Source organism: Halobacteriovorax sp. RT-2-3 (genome assembly GCF_047085075.1).
Taxonomy (GTDB): Bacteria; Bdellovibrionota; Bacteriovoracia; order Bacteriovoracales; family Bacteriovoracaceae; genus Halobacteriovorax_A.
Genome location: NZ_JBKIYF010000001.1, coordinates 227244 through 249833 on the forward strand (window position 1 = coordinate 227244; position 22590 = coordinate 249833).

Consider the following 22590-nt stretch of genomic DNA (forward strand, 5'->3'; position numbering starts at 1 on the left):
GGAAATATTTAGTAATTGATATAATTGTAAGTTAAGCTAAAATATTGAATATAAACATAAAAAGGATATTATCGATGATGAAGCAAATTCTAATTGCTTTCTACCTACTGGCCACATCAGCTGTAATTGCAAAACCTTATACTTCTAACTTTCTTGAGTTCGAACTACCAAATGGTTGGGAATGTTCTATTGAGGGAAGTGAGTATGTTTGTCAGTCGACAAATGATAGAAGAAAGAAAGAGGCCATCATTATTTTCGCGGCCAAGCACCGTGGTAAACAAGATGACTTAATTCAATACAAGGCCTATTTAGAGCAGGCCAAAACATTTAAGCTACCTGGTGGAAAAACACAAATTTCAGAACCTTCATACACGAGAATGAAGAAGATTCAAGGTCAAGGTCATACTTGGGTTGATTCACTTCACTTATCAAGTGAGGTTCCTGGCTTTTATACTCGTTATCTTGCGACTGTAAAAGGAGAGTTAGGTGTAGCTGTAACGTTCTCAGTTGCAAAGGAACACTACCAAACTTATAAGCCAATTTTTGATAAGATCATTGAGACGATGCAGGTATTTTCTCGCATTAAGAATGATGCTGATGGGCTTAAGCTCGCTGGTAATAAAGGTGAAGCAGTTCCGGGTGCTTCAGGTGACTTCTTAGATAACGAAGCAGGTCTTAATGATATTGGCGTTGGTGGCCAAAGACAAAAAGGTAAAGGTGCCGGTGGTGATGATATGACTCTTTATCTGATCCTTGCGCTTGTTGTTGGTGCTGGAATCTTTATCGCTAAGAACCGCAAGAAGAAAGGTACTAAGAAAAAGAAAGGTAAGAAGAAAAAGAAATAAATTTATAAAATAAAGCCTCTCTTATGAGAGGCTTTTTTTATTCTGAATCAAGACAAGCTTGAATCGCTTTATTGAATGATATATTTGTCGAAACGCTTGTTCCAAGATTTGTTGTATTACTATAGTGATTGATTGAGCAGCCACCATGTGAGTGAACACCAACAATTTTTCCCGATTTTAGATTAATAATACTTGAGCCAGAATTACCACCAGTCGTATCAACCTTATGGCGAATTAGGCCAGTTCTTCCAATACTCTCTATATAACCGATGCCGTTTTGTTGAGCAAAGGATCTTTCTGCTTCAGTATCGACTCCGTAGCCAGTAATACTTATAAGTGATTTACTTGCTGCAACAGAGTAATCTAATTCATAAAAGCCTTGAACATCTCCAGCATACTTTTGTGTCGTCTCATTTGGTAGTATTTTCATAACGGCCCAGTCATTTCCTGGTCCAGCATCACTAAGAGTAATTGAGCTTTGATCTACTTTATATGTGTCTTCTTTAGATGAGTAGTTTATGCCATTTTTGTCAGATTCAGGCGTATTGAATTCGATGATATTAAAGTACTTCTTGCAGTGGCCTACTGATAGGGCGCAACTTTTTGAAATCATCGTGACTGTACAGGCATCAGTTGCAGTTTCATTACGAAGAGCTCTACCTACCTTGGGTTCATTTGAAGGAATTCGATCATCATTACCACATATTGACTTTTCTAAGGCAAATATTGAAGGCGTGATAAGTAATATAAAAATAGGTAATAATCTATTCATGGAAATCCTTGTTGTTGCGTGATGCGTTAATTTAAAGGATTTCTGAATTGTTATCAATGCTTAGTGTAGAGTTTATAGAGATAAAAAGGCCTCTGACTTAGCAGAGGCCTAATATTGTAGTCAATAGAATTAGTTTTCTTTATTCACTTGCTAGGCAGTTTTCAACGGCCGCTTTAAACTCTGCATGTAGTTGAAGAACAGTTCCAGCGTTCGCATTTGATTCATCACTTCCGTAGCATCCACCGTGAGAGTGTACTCCAACGATTTCACCTGTTTCAAGGTTAAGTACGCTTGAGCCAGAGTTTCCACCCATTGTATCAACTCTGTGGTTTAAAATTGCAGCACGATGCTGTCCATAATAGTCACCACCGATTTCAGTTAATGGGCCAATATTATTTTGTTGAGCAAACTTTCTTTCAAATTCGTTATCGTTTCCATAACCTGTGATTGAAAGAATTGTCCCAACTGCAGGAATATCTTTAGCGATAGGGTAGAAGCCTTGTGCTTGACCAGGTAGTAGACCTGTCGTTCTATGAGGCTTGATTTTGAAGACGGCCCAGTCATCTCCTTGGCCATTGCTCTTATATTTAATAGTCGCTTTATCAGCTTCGTAAATATCTTTAGGGTCTGGGTGTGCAATTCCTCTTCTTGTTGAAGCAGGAGTGTTGAATTCAATAACATTGAATGTAGCAGCACAGTGACCTACTGAGATAGCACATGAGTTTGATACAAGTGTTACTGTACAACCTGCTTTATCTCTTGCTCTTTCAAGTGAGCGACCAACTTTTGGATCACTTGAAGGTACTCGATCATCCATTCCGCAAATTGTCTTATCCGTGGCAAAAATTGAAAATGGTAAAATCGCTAGTAGAAATATTTTTTTCACTCTTCTCTCCTTAGTTCGTGAAGAAATATATTAGGTCGTCAAAAAGTAAACGACAAATATGTATTTGAGATAGTAAGAAGTTGTTAGAAAGTTAAGATTTGAATATTTTTTTAAGAAGATTTGAATAAGTCTCTTTATTCATAAAGTGTATATTATGAGAAGCATCATCTATTATATAGCTATGAAATTTCACGTGATCAGATTGTGTGTAGGCGTTAGAGTATGCCTTGTACTTTGTATCTAGAGCGCCGCAGAGGTAATGATATGTGATGCCTTGTGGTAATTCGTTAAGATCTCTTAAGTCCCTTTGCATAGCAACAGAAAGTTGTGGTGATACCTTAGACCAGGCTTGAGCGTACTTTACATATTCTTTCTCTTTGCGAGTAAGCATTTCATCTATGCCAAGACAATCGTTCATTCCTTTAAAGACGCCTTGATCATACCAATTTCGGAAGAATGTTTTTTCATTCTTTCCATCAAAAAGGCCAGAGTCATGTGCGAGACGTTTTTGTCTTTCTTCTTCATTTCCTAGAAATCCTGGAGCGCCGCTTTCATTTATAAAATTCTTAATATTAGTAAGATCTGCTAATTCATTGTCTCGAAGAATCTCGTTAAAGATTCGCCCGGACATCGAATATGTAATGAAATGTACATTCTTATCTCTATCAATTTTCTTAAGAGAAGAAATTAATTGTTGCTTAAATGTTTTAAGAGAATTTAATTTGTAATTCTTTCCGTGTCCCGGTAGGTCGAGATAGATAAGTAGGTAGTCCTTTGCCAGGCCATTTGTGGCCTCTTCTAGCTCTAGTGCATTTCCCATAAAACCGTGAGAAATGAAAATAAGATCACCATTAGGGTTTCCTTGAACGCTGATTGCAATTTCTTCATCAAATTTTAAAAAGAGTTTATTAGTGAGCTCTTTTATTTTTTCTCGATTTATTTTCACCGCCACTTGCACGTCTTTGAGGTCCATGGCCTTAAATAGTAGGTGAGGTCTCTCAAAAGAGATAAGCTCTCGCTCAATAGTCTCTTGCGCATCTTTTAATGAAATGTCATCGCAATAAGTAATGGCAATAAGATTTTCATACCTTTCGTTTTTTAAGGGTGACACATAAATATTCTTGAAGAATTTAGAAAGTTTCTCTTCAATGATTTCAGGATTTATATTCTCTGCAGCTTTTTGGAAAACGAAATCACTTCGCCCTTTGATTGTGTAATTACCGTCTTGATCAACTTCGATCAGGTCATTAGTATAATACTTCTGATTGAAGTCTTGGCCGTGTAGGTAGCCAAGAGCGATGCTCTTTCCCTCTAGAACACATTTAGCATCGATAATGCTAATTTTGCCATCCATGGGTTTGCCACATGTGCTTAGAAGTTTTATGTCTCTTGTAAAGGGGGTTGCCAGAAACTGCGCACAAGACTCACTTGCCCCAAATGAGTTTGATAAATAAATCCCTTCTTGTGTTGCTTTATTTATCAATGCTGTTGCCACTTTTGATCCACCAAGAACGACACCCTTCATTTGACTCATTCTCGAAATCATTTGAGGATCATCGATTAATCTTGCTAGTTGAAGTTGAACCAGAGAGCAGATTGTAATTTGTGTATTGAGTATTAAATCATTTTCTAATTGTGCGGCGTTAACAATAGTAAGTGAGCTGGCCGCAATAAGGCTGCGCCAAGCAATCATGATTCCACCGATGTGAAAAAGTGGAAGTGATAAGGCCCAGTTGTCATTAGGGGTTATATGATAATGTTCTACGGTTGCTTGTGCACTATTTAAAAGTGACTCAAGACTTAGTCTTACACCTTTAGGACGGCCCGTGGAGCCAGAGGTGTAAATGACACTTGCGCATGATTTTTCGTTTAGAATTCCCTCAAGCTTTGCATTTATTAAACTATCGAGCTCATAGTCTTTGGGCGAAGCTTCTAATCTTCTTGCATCAACTAGGATTGGAGTTATTCCATGCTCGATTAAGCGAAAGTATTCAATGAGGAAGCAAATATTATTGTCTGGACGCCAGGATAAAACTTTGTAGCTTAAGTTTTTACCATCGGCCTTTGATGCTTCGTCTAGTTCTTGTATTTGAGATTTTAATTCTTCATAGCTAAGAACACACTTACCATCTTGATAGATAAATGGCCCCGGGGCATTAGCAATGAGTTTTGATATAAAACCAATTTTATTCATAACTTCGCATTAGACCAACAACAACACCTGCGATTCGAAAGTCATTTTCTGCTGTGATGACAAAAGGTGAGAGGCGATCATTTGCAGGATGCAACTCAACTGAGTTTTTCTTTTTAAAGAAGTTTTTAACTGTGGCCTCATTATCAACAAGAGCGATGACTGTTTGGCCTTGGTTAGCATTTTCTTGCGCACGACAAACGAGAATATCTCCCTCGTGAATACCGTCGTTAATCATAGAGTCACCTTGTACATTTAGTGCAAAGTATCTTCCTGGCCTTGAGACCATATGACTTGGTACGAGAGTGTGCTCACTTGGGTTTTCGATGGCCTCAATTGGATTTCCTGCTGCAACATCACCAAGAAGGGGAATCTCGCTAAATTGTGGACTCATATTTGTTAAGGACGCTAGTTGTTGATCAACATTAGATGTTGTTTGCTCCACATCAAGTAACTTAATTCCACGACGAGCATTCCAGTCAACTTCGATTTTTCCGGCCTCTTGCAAATAGTGCATATATTTATTTACGGAACCGAATGACTTAAGGCCAAAATGCTCTTTAATTTCTTTTTGCGTAGGAGCATAGCCCTCGGCCAGGTAGTAATTCTTTATATAGAGATAAACTTGGTTTTGTTTCTTTGTTAATGCCATAACAATATGTTATGCGTAAGATATGCGTAAGTCAACATAAGTTTTGTTCACATACTTTGTGAATATTTTTCACGGTTTTTGTGAAAAAAACTTACAATCAAAAATCATCTCTTTCTTGAATTGACGTAGGGCCTTGAAATAGCTACTTATAGGTCATCAAATTAAAGGGAGGGTCCATGAAATCGTTTACAAGTTTAAGTCGTTTGGCAGTTATCGCTACATTACTATTTAGTACGAATGCATTCTCTCTAGATGCTAGAGCGCTGAATAAAGCGAAGTTTGAAAAGCTCGATGCAAGAGATCAAGAACAGTATCTTGAGATTGTTGATCGTGAAGTAACTGAAGTTTATCCTCGTTATGGACTTGTTTATAACAAGTTAACAAATGAGAAGAGTGGCGCAGGACTTGGTGAAGTCTTTATGACAGTTGATAAGATTTTGGCCCTTGGGCAAAAGATTTGGAAGATTGTCGATGCAGGAAAACCTGTTAGTAGCACAAAGTTTACAAAACCAATCAGTATCATCCCAAATATGGAAGATGTTAATGGAACATTCTCTTCAATGTCTCACTGGAGAGCTCCAATTGTTCGCTCATTCAAAGTTGCTTACCGCAATGGATTTGGCTCTGAGGTTATCTCATTCGTTTATACAGTTGTATTTCAATACGGTGGAAAGTTTGAAGGCAAGGGATCTTATATTACTGGCCTTTTTGTAAGTGCAAGTAACGTAAGTGTTTCTTGGGGATTTAACTTCTCAGCTTCAAGTGAGATTATGTCAATTGCAAATCAGGGAAGCATGGATTCACCAGTTGCTTCAGCAGTAGTTAATATTAACTACAAGGCATCATCAGTTTTGAAATCGATTGATGAAACAGATATCTTCTACGTAAATGGAGATGGCCTACTACAAAGAATGAATTAAGAATTAAAATAGAAAAGGCTTCCATCGGAAGCCTTTTTTTATAGTTTGTTTGCCTCTTTTAAAGCATCTGTTAGCATTGATTTGAAACGATCCAGCCTTTCTTCTTGCTGGTTCTTATACTTCTTAGAAGATGCCCTTTCCGCGCTTAAATCACGCCCTTCAATCGCTGGTGCAATAATTTCTTTAATTATATATTCTCGAGCACGAGCACCAGTTCTTGTTTTAGTAATTTTATACCATTTGAAATCTTTCTTATCGATAATATTTAGGAGGTCTCCTGCGTTTATCGTAAACTCTCTAAAGAAACCTCTTAGGCCACGTGAGCGATTTCTCATGCGATTAAGCTCAGTTTGAACAAGAGCATACGAAAGTTGATCGCCAAATGATCCATCTTTTGTATCACTTGTAAGTGCTTGAGCAAGTAACTTTCTAAGATTAGTATCCTCTGCAATATTATCAATTGCACCTTCTTCAACTTTTTTAAGAATATATTCTTTAAGCTTGCGCCCTTGTGGTGTTCTCATAATATCTGTTAGCAGACGATTGTTTGTAATATCTTCAATCTTTTCGATAACAAGATTATCTGGCCCATTATAAGAAGCTAGCTCTTTTTTAAAGACTTCATTTAAATTCATTCCCAGTTGTGAAGTGATGAGGTTTTCAAGCAGTTCACTTTCCATGAGGGCCTGGGTATTTTGTGCTGTTGAAGACGAAGGATTATCAAGGCCATGCCTTTGCATTGCAATTGTTGTGTTGTGAATTGCCTGATCGCAGATAGCAGTATTATTTTCGCATGAATACTTAAGTGTAGATCCTACTAGCTCAAGAGTTGAAATAAGTTGTGCATTCGGCATTCCCTCAGAAGATGACGAATCTTGTTTGTGACCAGTTTCTTGAGCTTTTGCAGGAATGGTGAGGAGGATATCCATGACCTTTCCTAGTTGCTCTGGGTTTTGTCTTCCATAGACTTGAATGAAACGATTCTTAACTTCATCTTTTGCTTGTGCTTCAAGTTTAGTAACACAAGAGTTCATATTTTGAGTGGCCTCTTCTAGATCAGGGTTTCTAGGCCCATCAATACAACGTTCAAATTCGCGGTATGCTTGTGATTTCGTGAAGTCCTGTAATGTTGCATTTGGATTTGCAAACTTATTAAGATCAGAAAGGAGAGTCTTTGCAATTGATTTGGCGATATTTCCAATTTCACTGCTAAGGCAATCTTTTGCGTTATCCTGTGCTTTTATATCATCACTTACCGAGTCAAGACACTTCATTAAATTTCTTGAAGATGTTTGAGTTAGAGATGCTACTTTGTTTGGTTCGTTGCTAAAAAGTGGTGCAATCGTTTCTTTTATAATCTTTGGAGCAAGTGAACGGTAAGCATCCTTAACAGTCACTGACATACAAATACTCGCTGCCGTTGTTGCGTTTATTTCACTGTTTCTTTCTTTATCTGCAAGTGTCTTATCAAGACAATTGTTAAGTTGGGTACTGATTTTCTCTTTTGCTGCTTCAAATTCAGCTTTTGTAAATTTCGACTTAAAATCCTCTAGAGTCTTTTCAATTGCTCCAGGAGCAACTCTTTTAATAAGTAGAGGAGTTAGGGTGTCGACGTTGCTATCAAGATTATCAGGAGTACTATTAGTTATGTGATTCTCGATAAATCTATTGAGGGAATTAACCTCGTTTGTTGGTAAGTTAAACTCTTTTACCTGAGCATGTGCCATTTCTTTTGCAATTAAACCAATGACACTTCTTTGGGTTTTAAATGTACAGGCCGAAATAATATTGTTCATTTCATCTTGATATGAGCCTAATGATGTGTGTTTTGAAAGATCGCTTTCTAGGCAACCTTTCATTGTATTCTTTACTCTTGATAGCTCTTGCTCTGATATTGCCGCTTCAACTACTGTGTCAGTAATACCTTTGTCACTTGTTGCTTTATAAATACTATCTTTTAGAATTGATCCTGAAAGGGAAGTGATGGCCCCTGTTAAGCACTGGTTAATAAGATTTTCATCAATGTTTTTTGTCAGGTCTCGATATATTTCTCTTTTTGCTCGTTCAATACAAATTTCATAATCTCCAATAATTCTTTGAGAAAGACGAACTCTTTGGGCCTCGTCGATATTAAGAGCATCAAATTGTTTATCAAACTCAAGTGCTAAAATTGACTTTGCAGCTTGTGCTGTTGCCATGGCCGTAATAAATGCTGAACATTCATTTCCGTCAGTTGTATTCTTTGCATTCATACAGGCCGGTAGATGCTTCGTTTTAATTTCTTCAATTAAAAGATTTTTTTCATTTTGAGATAGGCTTTCAGATATCTTTGGATTAGTTAAGATTGCAATTTCTACTACATCGTAAGTTGCACTCATCTTAAGACTATCAATACATTCACCAATTGTTTTTGTGAATTGTTCGGTACTCATTTTAGCAAGCACAAGATATTCTTGTGGTGTTTGACCCTTTTCATTAACAATAGGTGCATAACGACAGTTATTTGACTTCCTTAGTATATCTCCAACAATAGCGTTGTTTTGTGATTTTCCTGTGTAGCCTTTAATTGCATCATTAACACGTCCAGCACGAGTACGATGATAACTTTCTAGGATTCCTGTATAGACACAACCTTTAACGACTGATGTTGTGTCGATGATCTTTTCAAACTTATTAAAGTTTTCACTCACACACTTCATATATGCGTTTGTTGACTTTGATTTAAGTGTCGGTATGCCATCTTCTGGTGTGAAATTAAGGCCAATTTGTTTTTCTAATTCTTTCTCACCTATAGCTAGTGCAATATTATTTGTGAATATATTTGAACATTCGATGACTTGATCTTTTCTGACGGCCTTATTAAGACACTTATCTAAGTCTTTAAGGTAAGGTGTAACAAAGGCCATCTTTTCTTGTTCACTAGAAAAAGTCTTCATTTCATCAAGTAGTAAATTGACAACTTCTTTTGAGTAAGCGCTTGCTAGCTCCCTTATTTTATCGAAATTACCAATATCCTTCTTGTTAACATCATCAAATATTTCTTTAATTCTTGCCTCTGTTAAGTTTTCAGAAATTGCACCAATATTCTTAAATGTTGTATACAGAAATTCTTCTTTATCAAATGGATTAATGCTTCCAAAGAAGTTAAAGACACCAATAGCACCTCTTTCAATGACTCCCATTGTTTTGTCTCCAAAGTCAGGGGATTCCATATTTGAGTAGCTAAGCCTTGCTGTAAGTGACTTACGATGACACTCTTTTTCAAGATCACGAAATTCATTTGTAAGCTCTTGCCTTTCTTTTGCAATAGAAGTTTTTTCGTATCCATTTAGCTTAGAGATGATTTCGTTTAATTGATCATTTAATTCAATGGCAGGAGTAATAAGGTTTGCAATACACTCTGCTGCATTATTACAAACGATAACTGCCGATTCTTCACTATAGGTTGTGTCCTCAAGAGTTGCTAAAAAATCAGACTCAAGCTCATACTGTTCTTTCAGTTTATTCATAGGGATAAACTGTCCATCACTAGAGATTATCCCAGCAAGGATCTCTTCTTGATTCGTTTGATTTTGGCAAATAATAGGTGAAGCGCTATATGACTTCGAAAGTTTAAGCTTTTTAATATCACTTATAAGATGTGTTGATCTTACATCAACTTCTTTTGATGCTGCTTTAATTTTACAATTAGAAAGTTTTTCGTCGCTATGATGCTTTGTTGGAAAGTAGGCGATGGGTGTGTCTAACTTTAGGGTTTTATGAGCAGCATCTCTTTGATTGTATCTGACAGCGGGAATTCGATAGCTAATGCTATCGTTATGACAAGATACATAATAGCGAGTTAATTGTAGGGCCCTTGGATTAGATGTACGTGTACAACTTTGTTCATATACTATCGTATTTCGATCGAGGATAGTTGCACTACATATCGGAGTTGCACTTTGTGCATCTGATTTAATATTGCCACGTTTTAAAACACAGGCCGACAGATCGTCTAAAGCATAGACTTGAAAGGTCGTAGATATAAATATGAATAAAATAATAATAAAACGATACATTTCATTGATCTTTTCGGAATGTTTAGATTAATACTTGAGGGAAATGTTGAGGTATTAAAAAAGACTTGGGCCAGAGATTGAGTCTAAGTAGCTGATAATCCCTTTTGCTGAGTATTTTGCATAGAGGTGATGAAACCAATCATCTAAAACAAGAGAGGCTTCAGTAGTGTTCGTAAGAAAGCCGGCCTCTAAGAGAATAGAAGGTCTTTTTGATAATGCTAGTACATAGAAAAGGCCCGGTTTTAGGCCTCGGTCTTTCATCTTATAATTCTTTGTTAGAAGCTTTCCTAATTCATCGTGAACTTTAGTCCCAAGCTTTTTAGATTCTGGTGCAACACGCTCAACGACAAGATCAGTTAGAATATTGTTGATGATGACCTGTTTTCCTTCGAGATCTCGGTTTTCTACCGCTTCAATTTTTGCGATCGCAGCATCTTGGTGATTGTTTAAGTAGTATGTTTCAAAGCCACTTGAGCTATTGTCTTCGGCCGCATTTAAGTGGATTGAAATAAAAATATCGGCCTTAATAATGTCGGCCATATCTGCTCTTTTTTGTAGAGAGACTGTTTTATCAATTGTTCTTGTTAAATAAGCGCGGTGCCTCTTTGTTTCATTGATATACTTTTTCAATTTAACAGCAATTTTTAGTGTGACATCTTTTTCACAAACAACGTTTAGCTTCTTTTTTCTCCACACTTTTGCCTTGGCCCCACAGTCTTCACCGCCATGACCAGGGTCAATCAGTACAGTCGCTGCAAACGTCTGTGATACGAGTAAGATGGAACAAATAAGAAGTAAGTTTTTAATCATGTATAGTTATTATATGGATATCCCTCTAGCAGTGCAAATGGATTTTATAAAGCTTATGAATCTTTTGATCATGAAAGTCCTCAGGGATGCTCCATCTTGTCATATCCTTGACTTCAAAGCTCTGTTGTACTTGCTCACTAAGTTTAAAGCTACGTAAGTTATTTGAAAAATAGAGGACGCCACTATCTTCAAGAAGTTTTGAACAGTGCTCAATTAAAAGCTCGTGGTCTTTTTGCACATCAAATACAACATCCATTTTTTTAGATTTTGACATTGATGGTGGATCAAGGATGATGACATCGTATTTCTTGTCCTGCTTTAAAGCTTCATCTTTTAGGTATTTTAAAACATCTTCTCTAATGAAAGTATGTTTATTGATATCTAATTCATTAAGTTTAAAGTTTTCTTTTGCCCAATCAAGATACGTATTAGACATATCAACACTTGTTACAGTTGCTCCAGCATATGCACTTGCAACAGATAAGCTTCCTGTATAGCAAAAAAGGTTTAATACTTTTTTATTTTGAAAATCTTCTTTTGCTAATAATTGCCTTAGTGGCCTATGATCGAGAAAGAGGCCTGTATCAATATACTTATTTAAAACTAGTTTAAATTTTAAATTACCTTCTTGAGAAATAAGGGGAGTTTCACCTTTAGATTTTTCATATTGAAAATCCTGTCCTTGTACCTTTCTTTCTTTTATGAAAATGGCATCATCGTTAAGTTCAGTGTGTTCCTTAATGGCCTCAACCAATAGGGGAAGATGGTTCTTATCAGCGTCAATCTTATCAATGCTTCTTTTATAAATAACACAGTAATTGGCGTGAATATCAACAATGAAAGGAAAGTCAGGAATGTCTCTGTCATAGAGGCGAAATGAATCAATATTATTTCTCTTGGCCCATTTCTTTTTATGTCGATAAAGTTTTTTGATGCGGCCATTGATTGCACTCATGATTTTTCCTTCTGTAAATTCAAGCAGCTGATATCACAAAGATTATGCTTAAATTTTAATATTTTGCAAGTACCTGACTAAAGTATGCGACTAAGATTTCCGTTAAGTAAGACGATATTACGAAAGCTTATCAATTTTAACATATATACAATTGATTCACATTCTATTTCGTGAGGAGAGTTTAATGAAATTTATGGGTAGAAGTATGCTTGCGCTGTATGCGTTTGTAGCAATTTCTGGAAGTACTTATGCAAGTATCTTTACTTTTGGCGAGCTTTTATTGAAGCCGGTCTCAATCAAATCTAAAATTGTGAAAGAAGGGGTCTCTGGCGCTTCTGTTACAAGCCTCAAAGATTCGATTAATAATAGTGTCGCTTCGCTTTCGCATGGACATGCAAGTTTGAGTGATGCCCTTGTTGAGCTAAGGCCAAATACGACAAAAGAAGATGCTGCAAAAATAGGTCGTATTCTAGCTGCATTAAAAATGAATCACGATACCGTAACAGGGCAAGAGTTTAAGGATATTGTAAATGATCTTGCTTATATTGCATCTGTTTATGGTGAAGACTCTAGTAAGATTTTAAATTGTTCATATTGTAAATCGGATCAATTAGCTAGTCTTGGATTCAAGTCAAATATTACTGTTGTTGCTGATCCAGTTTTAAAAAAACAAGTTTCACGACTTCCAAAAAGTTCTACATCTATTTCTCGCTACATTAGCAAGATGTCTCGAAAGGGCAATGCTAAAGATGTCACTCGTTACCTCGATGCAGGTGAGCGTAAGACTCTAGCGTTATTCTTAAGTTTTAATGATCGAGGAGCAAAGAAAGAATACAAGCAGTTCTATGATGCTGTTTCAAAATACAATGCTGACAAGGCCGGAAATGTGACTCTTGCTGGACCTACTGCAAAGGCATCTTTCTGGAAAATTATTGATGGTAAGTTTTCGCCACAAAGAGCAGCGAAATTAGCTAAGGCCATTAATGAAGCAGCTAAGAAGCCAGTTTCTAAAAGAGAAGATGAGTTTTATAAGCAACTTTATAAAGTTAGCGATAAGACTCCTGAAACAGCAAATAGTATTGAAGAGCTAAAAGCTAAAAAGTGTTTTTTCAAATAATTAAATAAATAATAAAAAATGAAGGTATAGCGTATGAGTGATACTAATAGAAAATTTAAAGATCTTTATTTGCCAGTTGTTGGAACTGTTGCAATTGGGACAGCTGCTTTTTTTGGGGTATCCCAACTTAAGCATGGTGATTATCGAAATCCATCTTCTGATGGAAGTTTCAAAACTGCTTATGAAGCATGGGCCGATCTTCAGTATTCTGGAGCATCATATAGTGCCAAGGCGCTTTTAGTAGATGATAAAACTCTTCCAGGCATGCTTGGAGGGGTAACTTACGGTGCCGAAAAAGAAGCGTCTTCTTCTCTATTAACAAGAGTCATGTCTCCTTCGACGGCAATTATTAAAAAGAATATTGATACTCTTTCAGATGCAAATAAAGAGCTTTTCTTTCGCGATTTCTTAGAAAATTATGCAAAGGATTCTAATGGATATCGTACTTATAAAGACGTTACGACAGGTCGAAAGATTGATCTCGCAAGAGACGTTGTAGACGCCGAAGGAAACCCTAAGGTTATTGACTTAACTGAGCTTAAGGCAACTGATATCAAAACAGCTGACTTAGCAACTTTAGAAAAAGTTTTCTACAATCTATTTGAGCAGATGGAAGATCGATCAATGACTTTCATTAAGCCGACTGTTAGGCGTAAGTTTTTTACTGGAAACCTTCCTGGTCTTCCAAAGATTGTTCAACCAGAAGGTGGTGGTTGGTATAGCAAACCACATAAATTTCTTGGTAACAAGCAAGACTACCGCGAGTGGAAGCCTAACTTTGGTAAGGCCGAAAGATTTCTTACAGATGCCCATGGCCACGGTGGTGGTAATGGTGGTTGGGAGATTAACTTTAAGGCCCAAAATACTTATGGTGAATTCGAAGAAATGGTTGCATGGTTTAGGGAATCTCTTTCTCAAGTTGTGCGCGATCCTTTAACTGGTAAGAATAAAGTTCAACTCTTTCAAGCTCCTGGTCACCAGAGACTTGTTTTTAGAAAGCACCCTGATCTCGATGAAGCAAAGCTTTCAGAGTTCTACCGTACGATTCAGTCTTATATTGTATTAAATGGTATTAAAGGTAACTCTGGAATTGAATTTGCCAATTATAAGAATGTTCAAACAGAATCAAACCTTACTAATCTTTATCATGGTGGACGTGGTGTAATTAGACCAGACGATCAGTGGAAGCCATGGATTGAAAAGACTGGTGGTTTAGGTATAGAGTTTAGGGCCGGAACAAAGAACCTTGCGCCTGCAAGATTTTATCAAACGACACTGGCCGCTCGTATTGGGGCCAATGACTTTAGTGGCATTGCAAGTATTTCAGACTATAACTTGAATAGCCCCGCATTTAGAGAGCCTGAAAGTATTGCAGCTCGATTTGGTATTGAACTGAGTGTTGTCGAACAGGCAATCGCTAATATGCAAAAGGCAGGAATTAAGGCCGACTACCGTGTGATGTTCTGGGGCTGGACAGAACCAGAGGTTGCATTCATTGGGGATACAAAGCGCGGGATCATTAAAAATCTTGTTAAAGATTATACACAGAAGGTCGCTCTACTTGATCCGAATATGTCTCAAGACAAATTAAAGCAAGAAATTCGTGAAATGAATCGTACATGGGTTTCAGCTTCTAAGTTAATTGATGATCTTGAAGCCTATATGCGTCCTAAGAAAATGGACTATAATGCATTAACAATGGACTTTAAGGCCAACGTCGATGCTCCTAATAGAGTTGCAAATCCAGTCGATGTTAATAAGATTGATCTTGGTATCGAGTACTCTGGTAAGTTCCCATTAAGACTTAAGTCGATTACTTCTAAAGATCGTCTTGAAGATGGTAAGCGCGCTTGGGTACAAACTGTTATTGATCTGTCATCACAAGAGCGTGAAGCAATTATTAAAAGAGTTGCTCAAGATCTTTATGAAGAAATTGGTGGAGAAGAAGGTGAGGCACCTGTTAAACTAGAAGTTGATGGACACGGGCACGGACTTGATGTTGCCTATGCAATTCGCGATTCTAAAGGCCGAAAATGGCAAGTTGAATGGGATGGTATTGGCCGCTCATATACTCCTTCTGGTGAGATCATTGCAGATTCTCCACGTGGGGGAACGATTGAGCTAATTACGCCAAAGTTTACTCCTACTATTGAAGAGGTATCGTCGGTATATAAAGCTTTTGAGAAGAATAATGTTCTTCCATCATTAATGGCCGGTGGTGGTCACGTCAATATTGACCTTGCTGCATTTGATGGTAACCCTAAGGCCCTTGCAAGATTCTTAACAATCTTCCACGAGCATAGAGGGATCATTTCATTAATGTTCCAGCATATTAATCGTACACACACTTCAGAGCCTGTCGTTGTAAGTGATACACTTAAGAATGCACTTAAGGACTTTAATGGATCTGAAGAAGAACTTAAAAAGCTTCTTTATAATGAAAGGTACTTTAATACTCGCTTCGGACGTAAGACTCGTTATATCCAACTTGATGTTTCAGCTTACTTTCAGGATGTTATCCCAGAAGAGTTTGTAACAGATGACTTTGATATCTCTAATCCTACAACAGATTGGAGAAGAACTTTTAGAGTCGATCCAAAAATTAGAAAAGGTGAGTTTAGAATGTTCAATGCTCCTCGTGATGCGGCCGAATCAGCAATGCAGATTCAGCTTGTAAGAGCAATGCTTGATAAGGCCATCAATAGTACGACTGCCTTATCTGGTGAAATTGATAATACGACTCACGTTGATTATGTTAAGAAACCAGATATGGTTGAAGATGATCTTAAAAAGTTATGTGATGATTTAGGACTTGATGTTAACCAATTCCGTACAGCTGCAATGGAAGGTTTATCTATTTCTCAACTAGAGTCAGATAAAATATTCTTTAGAAGTATTGATGAGAAAATGGCAATCCATCCTCATCAACCTGGTTGGGGAAAAGCTGTTGATGCAAGAAGTAGCGATGAAGCTCTTAACTCTACTGGACGTCAGTGGACTCCAGGGCCAGCTGATGAGTTAAATACAATGGATAATGAGCACCGTATCCGTGCAGCTCTTGCTGCCCAAGAGATGAGACAAGATATTGTTCCAGCTCGTGAGCTACCAGGAGAGTTTGTGAGAACAAATAGTTGTGAAGAATTATTAAATGAAATTTTATAGAAAAGAAAAGGGCCTCATCAGAGGCCCTTTTTTTTATATTAATTTTTAAGCTTGTAAATCCTGAATATAATCCATAAAGACTTGATGGCGAATTGGCTTATAAAGAATGTCATGTGCGCCTAGTTCTTTTACTTCATCAAGAGACACTTCTTGGTGGGCCGTTACAAAAATAAATTTCTTGAAATCTAGTCCTTCTAAAATAAGGTTTTTTAAGAAGTCGATTCCATTCATTTTTGGCATGCGAATATCAGAGAAAATATAATCGAATTTTCCATTCTTAACTTTCTCAAGCGCCTCTTCACCATTGTACGCAACTTCATAATCTAATCCGATGCGATCAAACATGTATTGATAGAGCTCTACTAATTCAACTTCATCTTCCACAAATAAAAACTTCAAATTAAAAATCCTGTTGTGCCGTGCTGTGTTGTCTAAAAGACACTTCATCATAGTTAATTTTTATTTGTTTATCAAGCAATTTAGTTTGATTGACTTAACTATTTGAAATCATTTGTCTTGAAAAACTCTACATCAGCATACTTTTCCGTTGCAAGCTTAAGGTCCCATTCCGTGCGGTAAATAAAGCAAGGGCGGTCCTTAATATCAAAAGCGATATTTGCACTATAGCGGGAAATAAACTCGTCTTTAATTTTCTCGCTTGGAAATTTTATCCATCTAATACCGTTGTAAGGGAAGCCTTCGTATTCTCCCTTAACATTATATTCGTCTTCTAGGCGACGTTGGACAACTTCAAATTGCAGGGCACCAACTGCACCAAGAATTTTCTCTGTTGAGTTATGGCGTCTAAACAACTGAACAGAACCTTCTTCTGATAGTTGCTGTAGACCTTTATCAAGCTGCTTTCCTTTCATTGGGTCTTTTAAGAGAACTCTCTTAAATAGTTCCGGGGCAAAGCTTGGAATCCCTGTAAACTGCATGATTTCACCTTCTGTAAAAGTGTCTCCAATTTGCAGCTTTCCTGAATCGTGGATACCAATGATATCTCCTGGAATTGCATATTCAGTAATTTCTCGATCTTGCGCTTGAAAGATTAGTGGAGTTGCTATTTTTAATTCTTTTCCTGTTCTTGCTAATGTAACTTTTTGGCCACGAGTAAACTTTCCTGAACAAACGCGGATGAAAGCGACGCGATCACGGTGCTTCTTATCCATGTTTGCCTGAATCTTAAATACAAAACCACTAAATTTAGATTCACTTGGCTCAACAATACGTGTTTCACCTTTTTCTAGTGGTGCAGTGATTACTTCACGCTTTCCTGGACCTGGCGCAAATTTAGAGAATGTATCTAAAACTTCTTTTACACCAAAGTTATTAAGAGCAGATCCAAAGTACATTGGAGTCATGATACCTGCTAAAAACTCTTCTTCGTCGAATTCTGGCATTAGTTCACTAATCATTTCAAGATCGTTTTCTAACTTCTCTAATAATTCTTCGCCAACAAAGTCGACAATGTGCTGAGCTCTTAAGTCGCTTGCATCAATGATATTTGGACTAAATGGATCTTGAGCATCTTTAAAACTCATAATTGTTTTCTTCTTAAGATCGTATACACCTTTGAAGTCAACACCTGAGCCAATTGGCCAAGTCATTGGCACACACTGAATAGAACAAGTCTTTTCAACATCATCAATTAGTTCAAATGGGTCAAGAGAATCGCGGTCAAATTTATTACAGAAAGACACAATTGGTGTATCTCGCATTCGACATACTTCCATTAGCTTCTTTGTTTGAGTCTCAACACCTTTGGCCGAGTCAATCATCATTAGAACACTCTCTACAGCAGTTAGCGTACGATAAGTATCCTCGGAGAAATCCTTGTGACCAGGAGTGTCGAGAAGGTGCATGGCACGTTCATTATATGGAAATGACATAACTGATGAAGTGATTGAGATACCACGTTCTTTTTCCATCTCCATCCAGTCTGATTTTGCGTAGTTACCTTGCTTACTCTTTACCATACCTACGCTGCGTACAACTTGACCAAACCATAAAAGTTTTTCTGTCATTGTTGTTTTCCCCGCATCTGGGTGAGAAATAATTGCAAAGGTCGCTCTTTTTAAATCTTCCATTTAATTCGTATCCTAATTTTATAATTTTATGATGCGACACTGTAACACAGTGTGAATAAATTGAATAGCTTACTTCAAATCTTATTTATTTTTTAAATTTACTTAATTGAGTGTCTTGGGCATACTCTTAGTCAATAATTTCTTTATAGAAAAGTTAACAAAATTAACAATTTAAGGAGAACTGATGAAAGGTTTTAAATCTTTAATTGGTCTTATTTGTGTTGGTGCTATTTCAGTTAGTGCCCAGGCCGCAAAAAAGCCAAATTTTTTAATTATCTGGGGAGATGATATTGGTGTTGAAAATATCTCTGCCTACAGTCACGGTATTATGGGTTATAAAACTCCAAACATCGATCGAATTGCTAAAGAAGGGATGATGTTTACAGATTACTATGCTGAACAATCTTGTACAGCTGGTCGTTCAGCGTTCATCACAGGACAAGCAACTCTTAGAACAGGTCTTTCAAAAGTTGGGCTTCCTGGTGCTAAGGCTGGACTTCAAGATCGCGATATCACAATTGCAGAGGTATTAAAGACTCAAGGATATGTTACGGGTCAGTTCGGAAAGAACCACCTAGGTGATAGAGATGAGCATCTACCGACAAAACACGGTTTTGATGAATTCTATGGAAACCTATATCACTTAAATGCTGAGGAAGAGCCAGAAGATCCAGATTATCCAAAAGACAAGGCGTTTCATAAGAAATTTGGTCCTCGTGGAGTTCTTCACTCATTTGCCGATGGAAAAGTAAAAGATACTGGTCCACTGACGAAGAAGAGAATGGAAACAGTTGATGAAGATATTGTTAATCGTTCAATTAAATTCATGACAGATGCTGTTAAGAAAAAGAAGCCTTTCTTTGTATGGGTAAATACAACTGGAATGCACTACCGTACACACCCTCGTCCAGAGGCCAAAGGACTTTCAGGTCAAGGTGACTACAACGATGTATTCGTACAACACGATATGTATGTAGGTCGTCTTCTTGATTCTTTAGAGAAGAATAAGATCAAAGATAATACTTTTGTTATGTACTCAACTGACAATGGTGTTCACTTCAATACATGGCCAGATGCTGGTATTACAAAATTTAGATCTGAAAAGAATACGAACTGGGAAGGTGCTTACCGTGTTCCTGCTCTCGTTATGTTTCCTGGGAAGATTAAAGCTGGTCAAATCTCAAATGAAATTGTTTCTACACTTGATTGGATGCCGACGATCACAAAGTGGGCAGGATACTCTGATATCAATAAGAAATTTCTTAAGGGAACTCGTATTGGTAAAAAGAAGGTTAAACTTCACTTAGATGGGTTTGATCTTACAAAATATCTTGAAGGTAAGGAAAAGAAGTCTCCTCGTAATGAGTTCATTTACTTAGATGATCAGGGTGTTCCTGTTGCCGTTCGTATGGGAGATTGGAAAGTTGTTTTCTCTGAACAAAGAGCAAAGACAATGGCACTATGGGCCGAACCATTTGTTGATCTTCGTGTTTCAAAGGTATTCAATCTTCGTCGTGACCCTTATGAAAGAGCAGACCAAAACTCGAATACATACTGGGACTGGATGCAGTACAAAGCGGCTTACGTTTACATGGCCATGGATGTTACATCGAAGTTTCTTGAAACATTCAAGCAGTACCCACCAAGTCAAGCTGCTGACTCATGGAGTATGAAGGATATTACAAGAAATATTCTCCAGCAAAATAAAAAGAAATAACTTACTTTGATATGGCGGACCTAGTGTTCGCCATATTTATATTTGGAATGATTATGTCTGTTTTAAATGAAATTCAAAATATTCAAGAACAATTAAATAATCGAATCATTGGTCAAGAAGAGATCATTGAAAAGATCATTCTTGCAGTTCTATGTAATGGAAATGTTCTTCTTGAAGGTAATCCTGGAACAGGTAAAACGACAACGGTAAAATACCTGGCCGGACTGATTGGTGCCGATTTAGGTCGTATTCAATTTACTCCAGATTTACTCCCATCAGATGTTGTTGGTTCTGAGTTATATTTGACTGATGAAAGTGGTAAGGGCCGTATTGAATTTAGTAAAGGACCTGTTTTTAACAATCTTCTTTTGGCAGATGAAATTAACCGTGCCCCCTCAAAAGTACAATCAGCTCTTCTTGAGGCCATGGAAGAAAGGCAAGTTACAGTAAATGGTGTTACTCATAAATTACCTAAACTTTTTATGGTTTTAGCAACTCAAAACCCAATTGAACAAGATGGTACATATCCGCTTCCTGAAGCACAATTAGATCGCTTTATTTTTAAGTTAATTCTCAATTATCCTAATAAGGATAATGAAATGAAAATTATGCAATTAATTCGAGATAATTATAATGCTCCACAGATCAAGAGTGTCTCAAGTGAAGAGATCATTTTTGAGGCGAGAAATGAAATTCAAAAGATTACTTCTTCGGCCGCAATTGATCAGTATATTGTTGATATTGTCGATGCAACAAGAAGTAGCGATAAACTCCCTGATGATACACGTAAGTATATAACAATGGGACTTAGTACTCGTACGACCCTCTCGCTAGATATTGCTGCTAAGGCCAAGGCCTGGCTTTGTGGCAGCGAATTTGTTACTCCTGATCACGTGCGTTCAATAATGAAGCCAGTTCTAAGGCATCGATTATATATTAGTTATGAGGCCATCGCTGATGGAGTCTCGGCCGATAATATAATTGATCAAATAATAGACTCAGTAGCTGTATTGTAAAAACAATGATTCAAGAGAATACGATTTACATATCTAAGAACTATCTAATGGAGCTTAAAGCTAAGATGGTTCATTTTCGTACATTCATTGATCGTCCGATTAGGAATAAGTATGTAGGAAGGTTCGCATCTAAAGTAAAAGGCCAAGGCCTAATTTTTGAAGAGATGGATAATTATCGTCTAGGAGACGATATCAGAAATATGAACTGGAAACTTACACAGAAACTTTCTAAGCCTGTTGTTAAGAGATATACCGAAGATAAAGAAAGACCGGTCTACTTAGTTGTTGATCAAAGCTCAACCATGTTCTTTGGTTCAACAAGTAAAATGAAGTCTGTAGTGGCCTGTGAGTTAGCAAGTATCTCATATTGGAGTGTTGTAAATAACCAAGACCCAGTCGGGGCCTTTGTTATTTCTAATGATGGACATAGCTTTATAAAAGCATCAAAGTCACAAGCAAGATCTGTTGCTATATTAAGTGAGTTAGAGAGCGCAAATCGTAAACTCGATGTAAGTAGTTTGACTAATAAGATGGATGTGGTTGAAGAGGCCTTAAAGCGTCTTAGACATGAAGTTAGACAGAATTCTCTCATTATATTTATTTCCGATTTTTTGGATTTTAATGAAGGTGCTTTTACACAATTGAAGTTGTTGGCCAATAAGAATGAGTTAGTTTTAGCTCATATTGTTGATCAAAATGAAACAAGGCTTCCAGAGGTTAGTAATTTTGTCATATCAAATAGTATTGATGAACTAACTATTAACTCGAAAGGGGAGAAATTACAAAATGCTTATAAAGAAAATTGGGATAAGCATATTGATAGACTTTATGGCCTATGTCGGAAATTATCGTTTCCTATATTTGAAATAAATACTCATGAGAATATTTTTACTCAGTTAAAACAGAGGCGTTTTCATGAGTAAGGCCCTCGAAACAATTAAGCATGAGTATTTTGGGAATCTATCGATTAAAGGAATTCAAGAAGTTTCTGTTGAAGTTAGTAGTGTCTCATTGTTGCCACAAACTTGGGGATGGGCCCTACTGCTCATTATAATAATTAGTTTTGTTCTCTACTATATTTATCAACGTATTCTTTATCTGAAAAAGTATGGACCCTATCTCAGAATCTATAAGGGCCTTACTAATAAGGATAAAGTTGAAGATATTTATCTCTTATATAAAAAAGTTTTCAAATTAAGATTTAAAAAGCAAATTAATGATCGATTCTTAGTTGATAATGGACTTGGAGAGTATTCTCAACTTGAGCAAGATGAGCTTAATGAATATATCTATTCAGCTAAAAATATAGATGTTGAAGATGAGATCATTTTAAAAAAGAAAATGCTTTTAGATATTGGAGTTATTTTAGGGAGGTATCGTGATTAGTTTCGAGCATCCT

The 22590-nt window shown here is 36.9% G+C and carries 17 protein-coding genes; 8 read left to right on the forward strand and 9 right to left on the reverse strand.

Annotated elements, in window-relative coordinates; translation table 11 throughout:
• Positions 1-74 precede the first annotated feature (74 nt).
• Positions 75-845 carry a hypothetical protein gene (locus tag ACMAYX_RS01090; protein WP_103217151.1) on the forward strand — a complete coding sequence of 257 codons (771 nt, stop codon included), beginning with the start codon at positions 75-77 and terminating at the stop codon, positions 843-845.
• Between the two features lie 37 nt (positions 846-882).
• Here ACMAYX_RS01090 and ACMAYX_RS01095 read toward each other — a convergent pair whose 3' ends face one another.
• From ACMAYX_RS01095 to lexA, 4 genes are all read right to left on the reverse strand, one after another.
• Complete coding sequence (locus ACMAYX_RS01095; RefSeq protein ID WP_103217152.1) at positions 883-1617, reverse strand: trypsin-like serine peptidase; 735 nt, start codon at positions 1615-1617, stop codon at positions 883-885.
• A 139-nt stretch (positions 1618-1756) separates the two neighbouring features.
• On the reverse strand, positions 1757-2503 hold the full coding sequence (locus ACMAYX_RS01100; protein ID WP_103217153.1) for a trypsin-like serine peptidase: 747 nt from the start codon (positions 2501-2503) through the stop codon (positions 1757-1759).
• 91 nt (positions 2504-2594) lie between these two features.
• Positions 2595-4697 carry an AMP-binding protein gene (locus tag ACMAYX_RS01105; RefSeq protein ID WP_412471400.1) on the reverse strand — a complete coding sequence of 701 codons (2103 nt, stop codon included), beginning with the start codon at positions 4695-4697 and terminating at the stop codon, positions 2595-2597.
• Entirely contained in the window at positions 4690-5346 is a 657-nt protein-coding gene (lexA, locus tag ACMAYX_RS01110; protein WP_103217155.1) for a transcriptional repressor LexA, read from the reverse strand. The genes ACMAYX_RS01105 and lexA overlap by 8 nt, the downstream gene beginning before the upstream one ends.
• A 176-nt stretch (positions 5347-5522) precedes the next feature.
• On the opposite strand from lexA, the gene ACMAYX_RS01115 reads away from it, so the two are divergent.
• Complete coding sequence (locus ACMAYX_RS01115) at positions 5523-6266, forward strand: hypothetical protein (RefSeq protein WP_103217156.1); 744 nt, start codon at positions 5523-5525, stop codon at positions 6264-6266.
• 38 nt (positions 6267-6304) lie between these two features.
• Here the strand turns inward: ACMAYX_RS01115 and ACMAYX_RS01120 are convergent, their stop codons facing one another.
• From ACMAYX_RS01120 to ACMAYX_RS01130, 3 genes are read right to left on the reverse strand one after another with little or no spacing between them, the layout of a single operon-like run.
• Positions 6305-10324 carry a hypothetical protein gene (locus ACMAYX_RS01120; RefSeq protein WP_412471401.1) on the reverse strand — a complete coding sequence of 1340 codons (4020 nt, stop codon included), beginning with the start codon at positions 10322-10324 and terminating at the stop codon, positions 6305-6307.
• 54 nt (positions 10325-10378) lie between these two features.
• Complete coding sequence (locus ACMAYX_RS01125; RefSeq protein ID WP_103217158.1) at positions 10379-11134, reverse strand: N-acetylmuramoyl-L-alanine amidase family protein; 756 nt, start codon at positions 11132-11134, stop codon at positions 10379-10381.
• A gap of 25 nt (positions 11135-11159) precedes the next feature.
• Positions 11160-12089, reverse strand: coding sequence for a class I SAM-dependent methyltransferase (locus tag ACMAYX_RS01130; RefSeq protein WP_103217159.1), 930 nt, complete (start codon positions 12087-12089; stop codon positions 11160-11162).
• A 184-nt stretch (positions 12090-12273) separates the two neighbouring features.
• Here ACMAYX_RS01130 and ACMAYX_RS01135 point away from each other — a divergent pair, with 184 nt between their 5' ends.
• On the forward strand, positions 12274-13206 hold the full coding sequence (locus tag ACMAYX_RS01135; RefSeq protein ID WP_103217160.1) for a hypothetical protein: 933 nt from the start codon (positions 12274-12276) through the stop codon (positions 13204-13206).
• A 33-nt stretch (positions 13207-13239) separates the two neighbouring features.
• Positions 13240-16368, forward strand: a complete 3129-nt coding sequence (locus ACMAYX_RS01140) for a hypothetical protein (RefSeq protein ID WP_412471402.1) — start codon at positions 13240-13242, stop codon at positions 16366-16368.
• A 45-nt stretch (positions 16369-16413) separates the two neighbouring features.
• Here ACMAYX_RS01140 and ACMAYX_RS01145 read toward each other — a convergent pair whose 3' ends face one another.
• Both ACMAYX_RS01145 and ACMAYX_RS01150 read right to left on the reverse strand, forming a co-directional pair.
• The gene (locus tag ACMAYX_RS01145) at positions 16414-16767 is read right to left on the reverse strand and encodes a response regulator (protein WP_392992057.1); all 354 of its coding nucleotides are present in this window, start codon (positions 16765-16767) and stop codon (positions 16414-16416) included.
• Between the two features lie 98 nt (positions 16768-16865).
• A complete protein-coding gene (locus tag ACMAYX_RS01150; protein WP_412469501.1) occupies positions 16866-18458 on the reverse strand; it encodes a peptide chain release factor 3 in 1593 nt (530 codons plus the stop codon).
• Positions 18459-18642: 184 nt separating this feature from the next.
• Here ACMAYX_RS01150 and ACMAYX_RS01155 point away from each other — a divergent pair, with 184 nt between their 5' ends.
• Genes ACMAYX_RS01155 through ACMAYX_RS01170 form a run of 4 tightly spaced genes read left to right on the forward strand, consistent with a single transcriptional unit; the run spans position 18643 to position 22577 of the window.
• Positions 18643-20175: an arylsulfatase gene (locus tag ACMAYX_RS01155; RefSeq protein ID WP_412469502.1), complete on the forward strand. Its 1533-nt coding sequence runs from the start codon at positions 18643-18645 to the stop codon at positions 20173-20175.
• A gap of 53 nt (positions 20176-20228) precedes the next feature.
• Positions 20229-21191: an AAA family ATPase gene (locus ACMAYX_RS01160; protein ID WP_412471403.1), complete on the forward strand. Its 963-nt coding sequence runs from the start codon at positions 20229-20231 to the stop codon at positions 21189-21191.
• Between the two features lie 5 nt (positions 21192-21196).
• Positions 21197-22114 (forward strand): DUF58 domain-containing protein, encoded by a 918-nt coding sequence (locus ACMAYX_RS01165; protein ID WP_412471404.1) that lies wholly within the window; start codon positions 21197-21199, stop codon positions 22112-22114.
• Positions 22107-22577, forward strand: a complete 471-nt coding sequence (locus ACMAYX_RS01170; RefSeq protein WP_392992048.1) for a hypothetical protein — start codon at positions 22107-22109, stop codon at positions 22575-22577. The genes ACMAYX_RS01165 and ACMAYX_RS01170 overlap by 8 nt, the downstream gene beginning before the upstream one ends.
• Positions 22578-22590 lie beyond the last annotated feature (13 nt).

Coding starts and splice junctions, on each gene's coding strand:
- ACMAYX_RS01130 (WP_103217159.1), bottom strand. CDS start 12,089: ATGAGTGCAATCAATGGCCGCATCAAAAAACTTTATCGACATAAAAAG.
- lexA (WP_103217155.1), bottom strand. CDS start 5,346: ATGGCATTAACAAAGAAACAAAACCAAGTTTATCTCTATATAAAGAAT.
- ACMAYX_RS01090 (WP_103217151.1), top strand. CDS start 75: ATGATGAAGCAAATTCTAATTGCTTTCTACCTACTGGCCACATCAGCT.
- ACMAYX_RS01165 (WP_412471404.1), top strand. CDS start 21,197: ATGATTCAAGAGAATACGATTTACATATCTAAGAACTATCTAATGGAG.
- ACMAYX_RS01150 (WP_412469501.1), bottom strand. CDS start 18,458: ATGGAAGATTTAAAAAGAGCGACCTTTGCAATTATTTCTCACCCAGAT.
- ACMAYX_RS01095 (WP_103217152.1), bottom strand. CDS start 1,617: ATGAATAGATTATTACCTATTTTTATATTACTTATCACGCCTTCAATA.
- ACMAYX_RS01155 (WP_412469502.1), top strand. CDS start 18,643: ATGAAAGGTTTTAAATCTTTAATTGGTCTTATTTGTGTTGGTGCTATT.
- ACMAYX_RS01170 (WP_392992048.1), top strand. CDS start 22,107: ATGAGTAAGGCCCTCGAAACAATTAAGCATGAGTATTTTGGGAATCTA.
- ACMAYX_RS01120 (WP_412471401.1), bottom strand. CDS start 10,324: ATGTATCGTTTTATTATTATTTTATTCATATTTATATCTACGACCTTT.
- ACMAYX_RS01105 (WP_412471400.1), bottom strand. CDS start 4,697: ATGAATAAAATTGGTTTTATATCAAAACTCATTGCTAATGCCCCGGGG.
- ACMAYX_RS01140 (WP_412471402.1), top strand. CDS start 13,240: ATGAGTGATACTAATAGAAAATTTAAAGATCTTTATTTGCCAGTTGTT.
- ACMAYX_RS01135 (WP_103217160.1), top strand. CDS start 12,274: ATGAAATTTATGGGTAGAAGTATGCTTGCGCTGTATGCGTTTGTAGCA.
- ACMAYX_RS01115 (WP_103217156.1), top strand. CDS start 5,523: ATGAAATCGTTTACAAGTTTAAGTCGTTTGGCAGTTATCGCTACATTA.
- ACMAYX_RS01160 (WP_412471403.1), top strand. CDS start 20,229: ATGTCTGTTTTAAATGAAATTCAAAATATTCAAGAACAATTAAATAAT.
- ACMAYX_RS01125 (WP_103217158.1), bottom strand. CDS start 11,134: ATGATTAAAAACTTACTTCTTATTTGTTCCATCTTACTCGTATCACAG.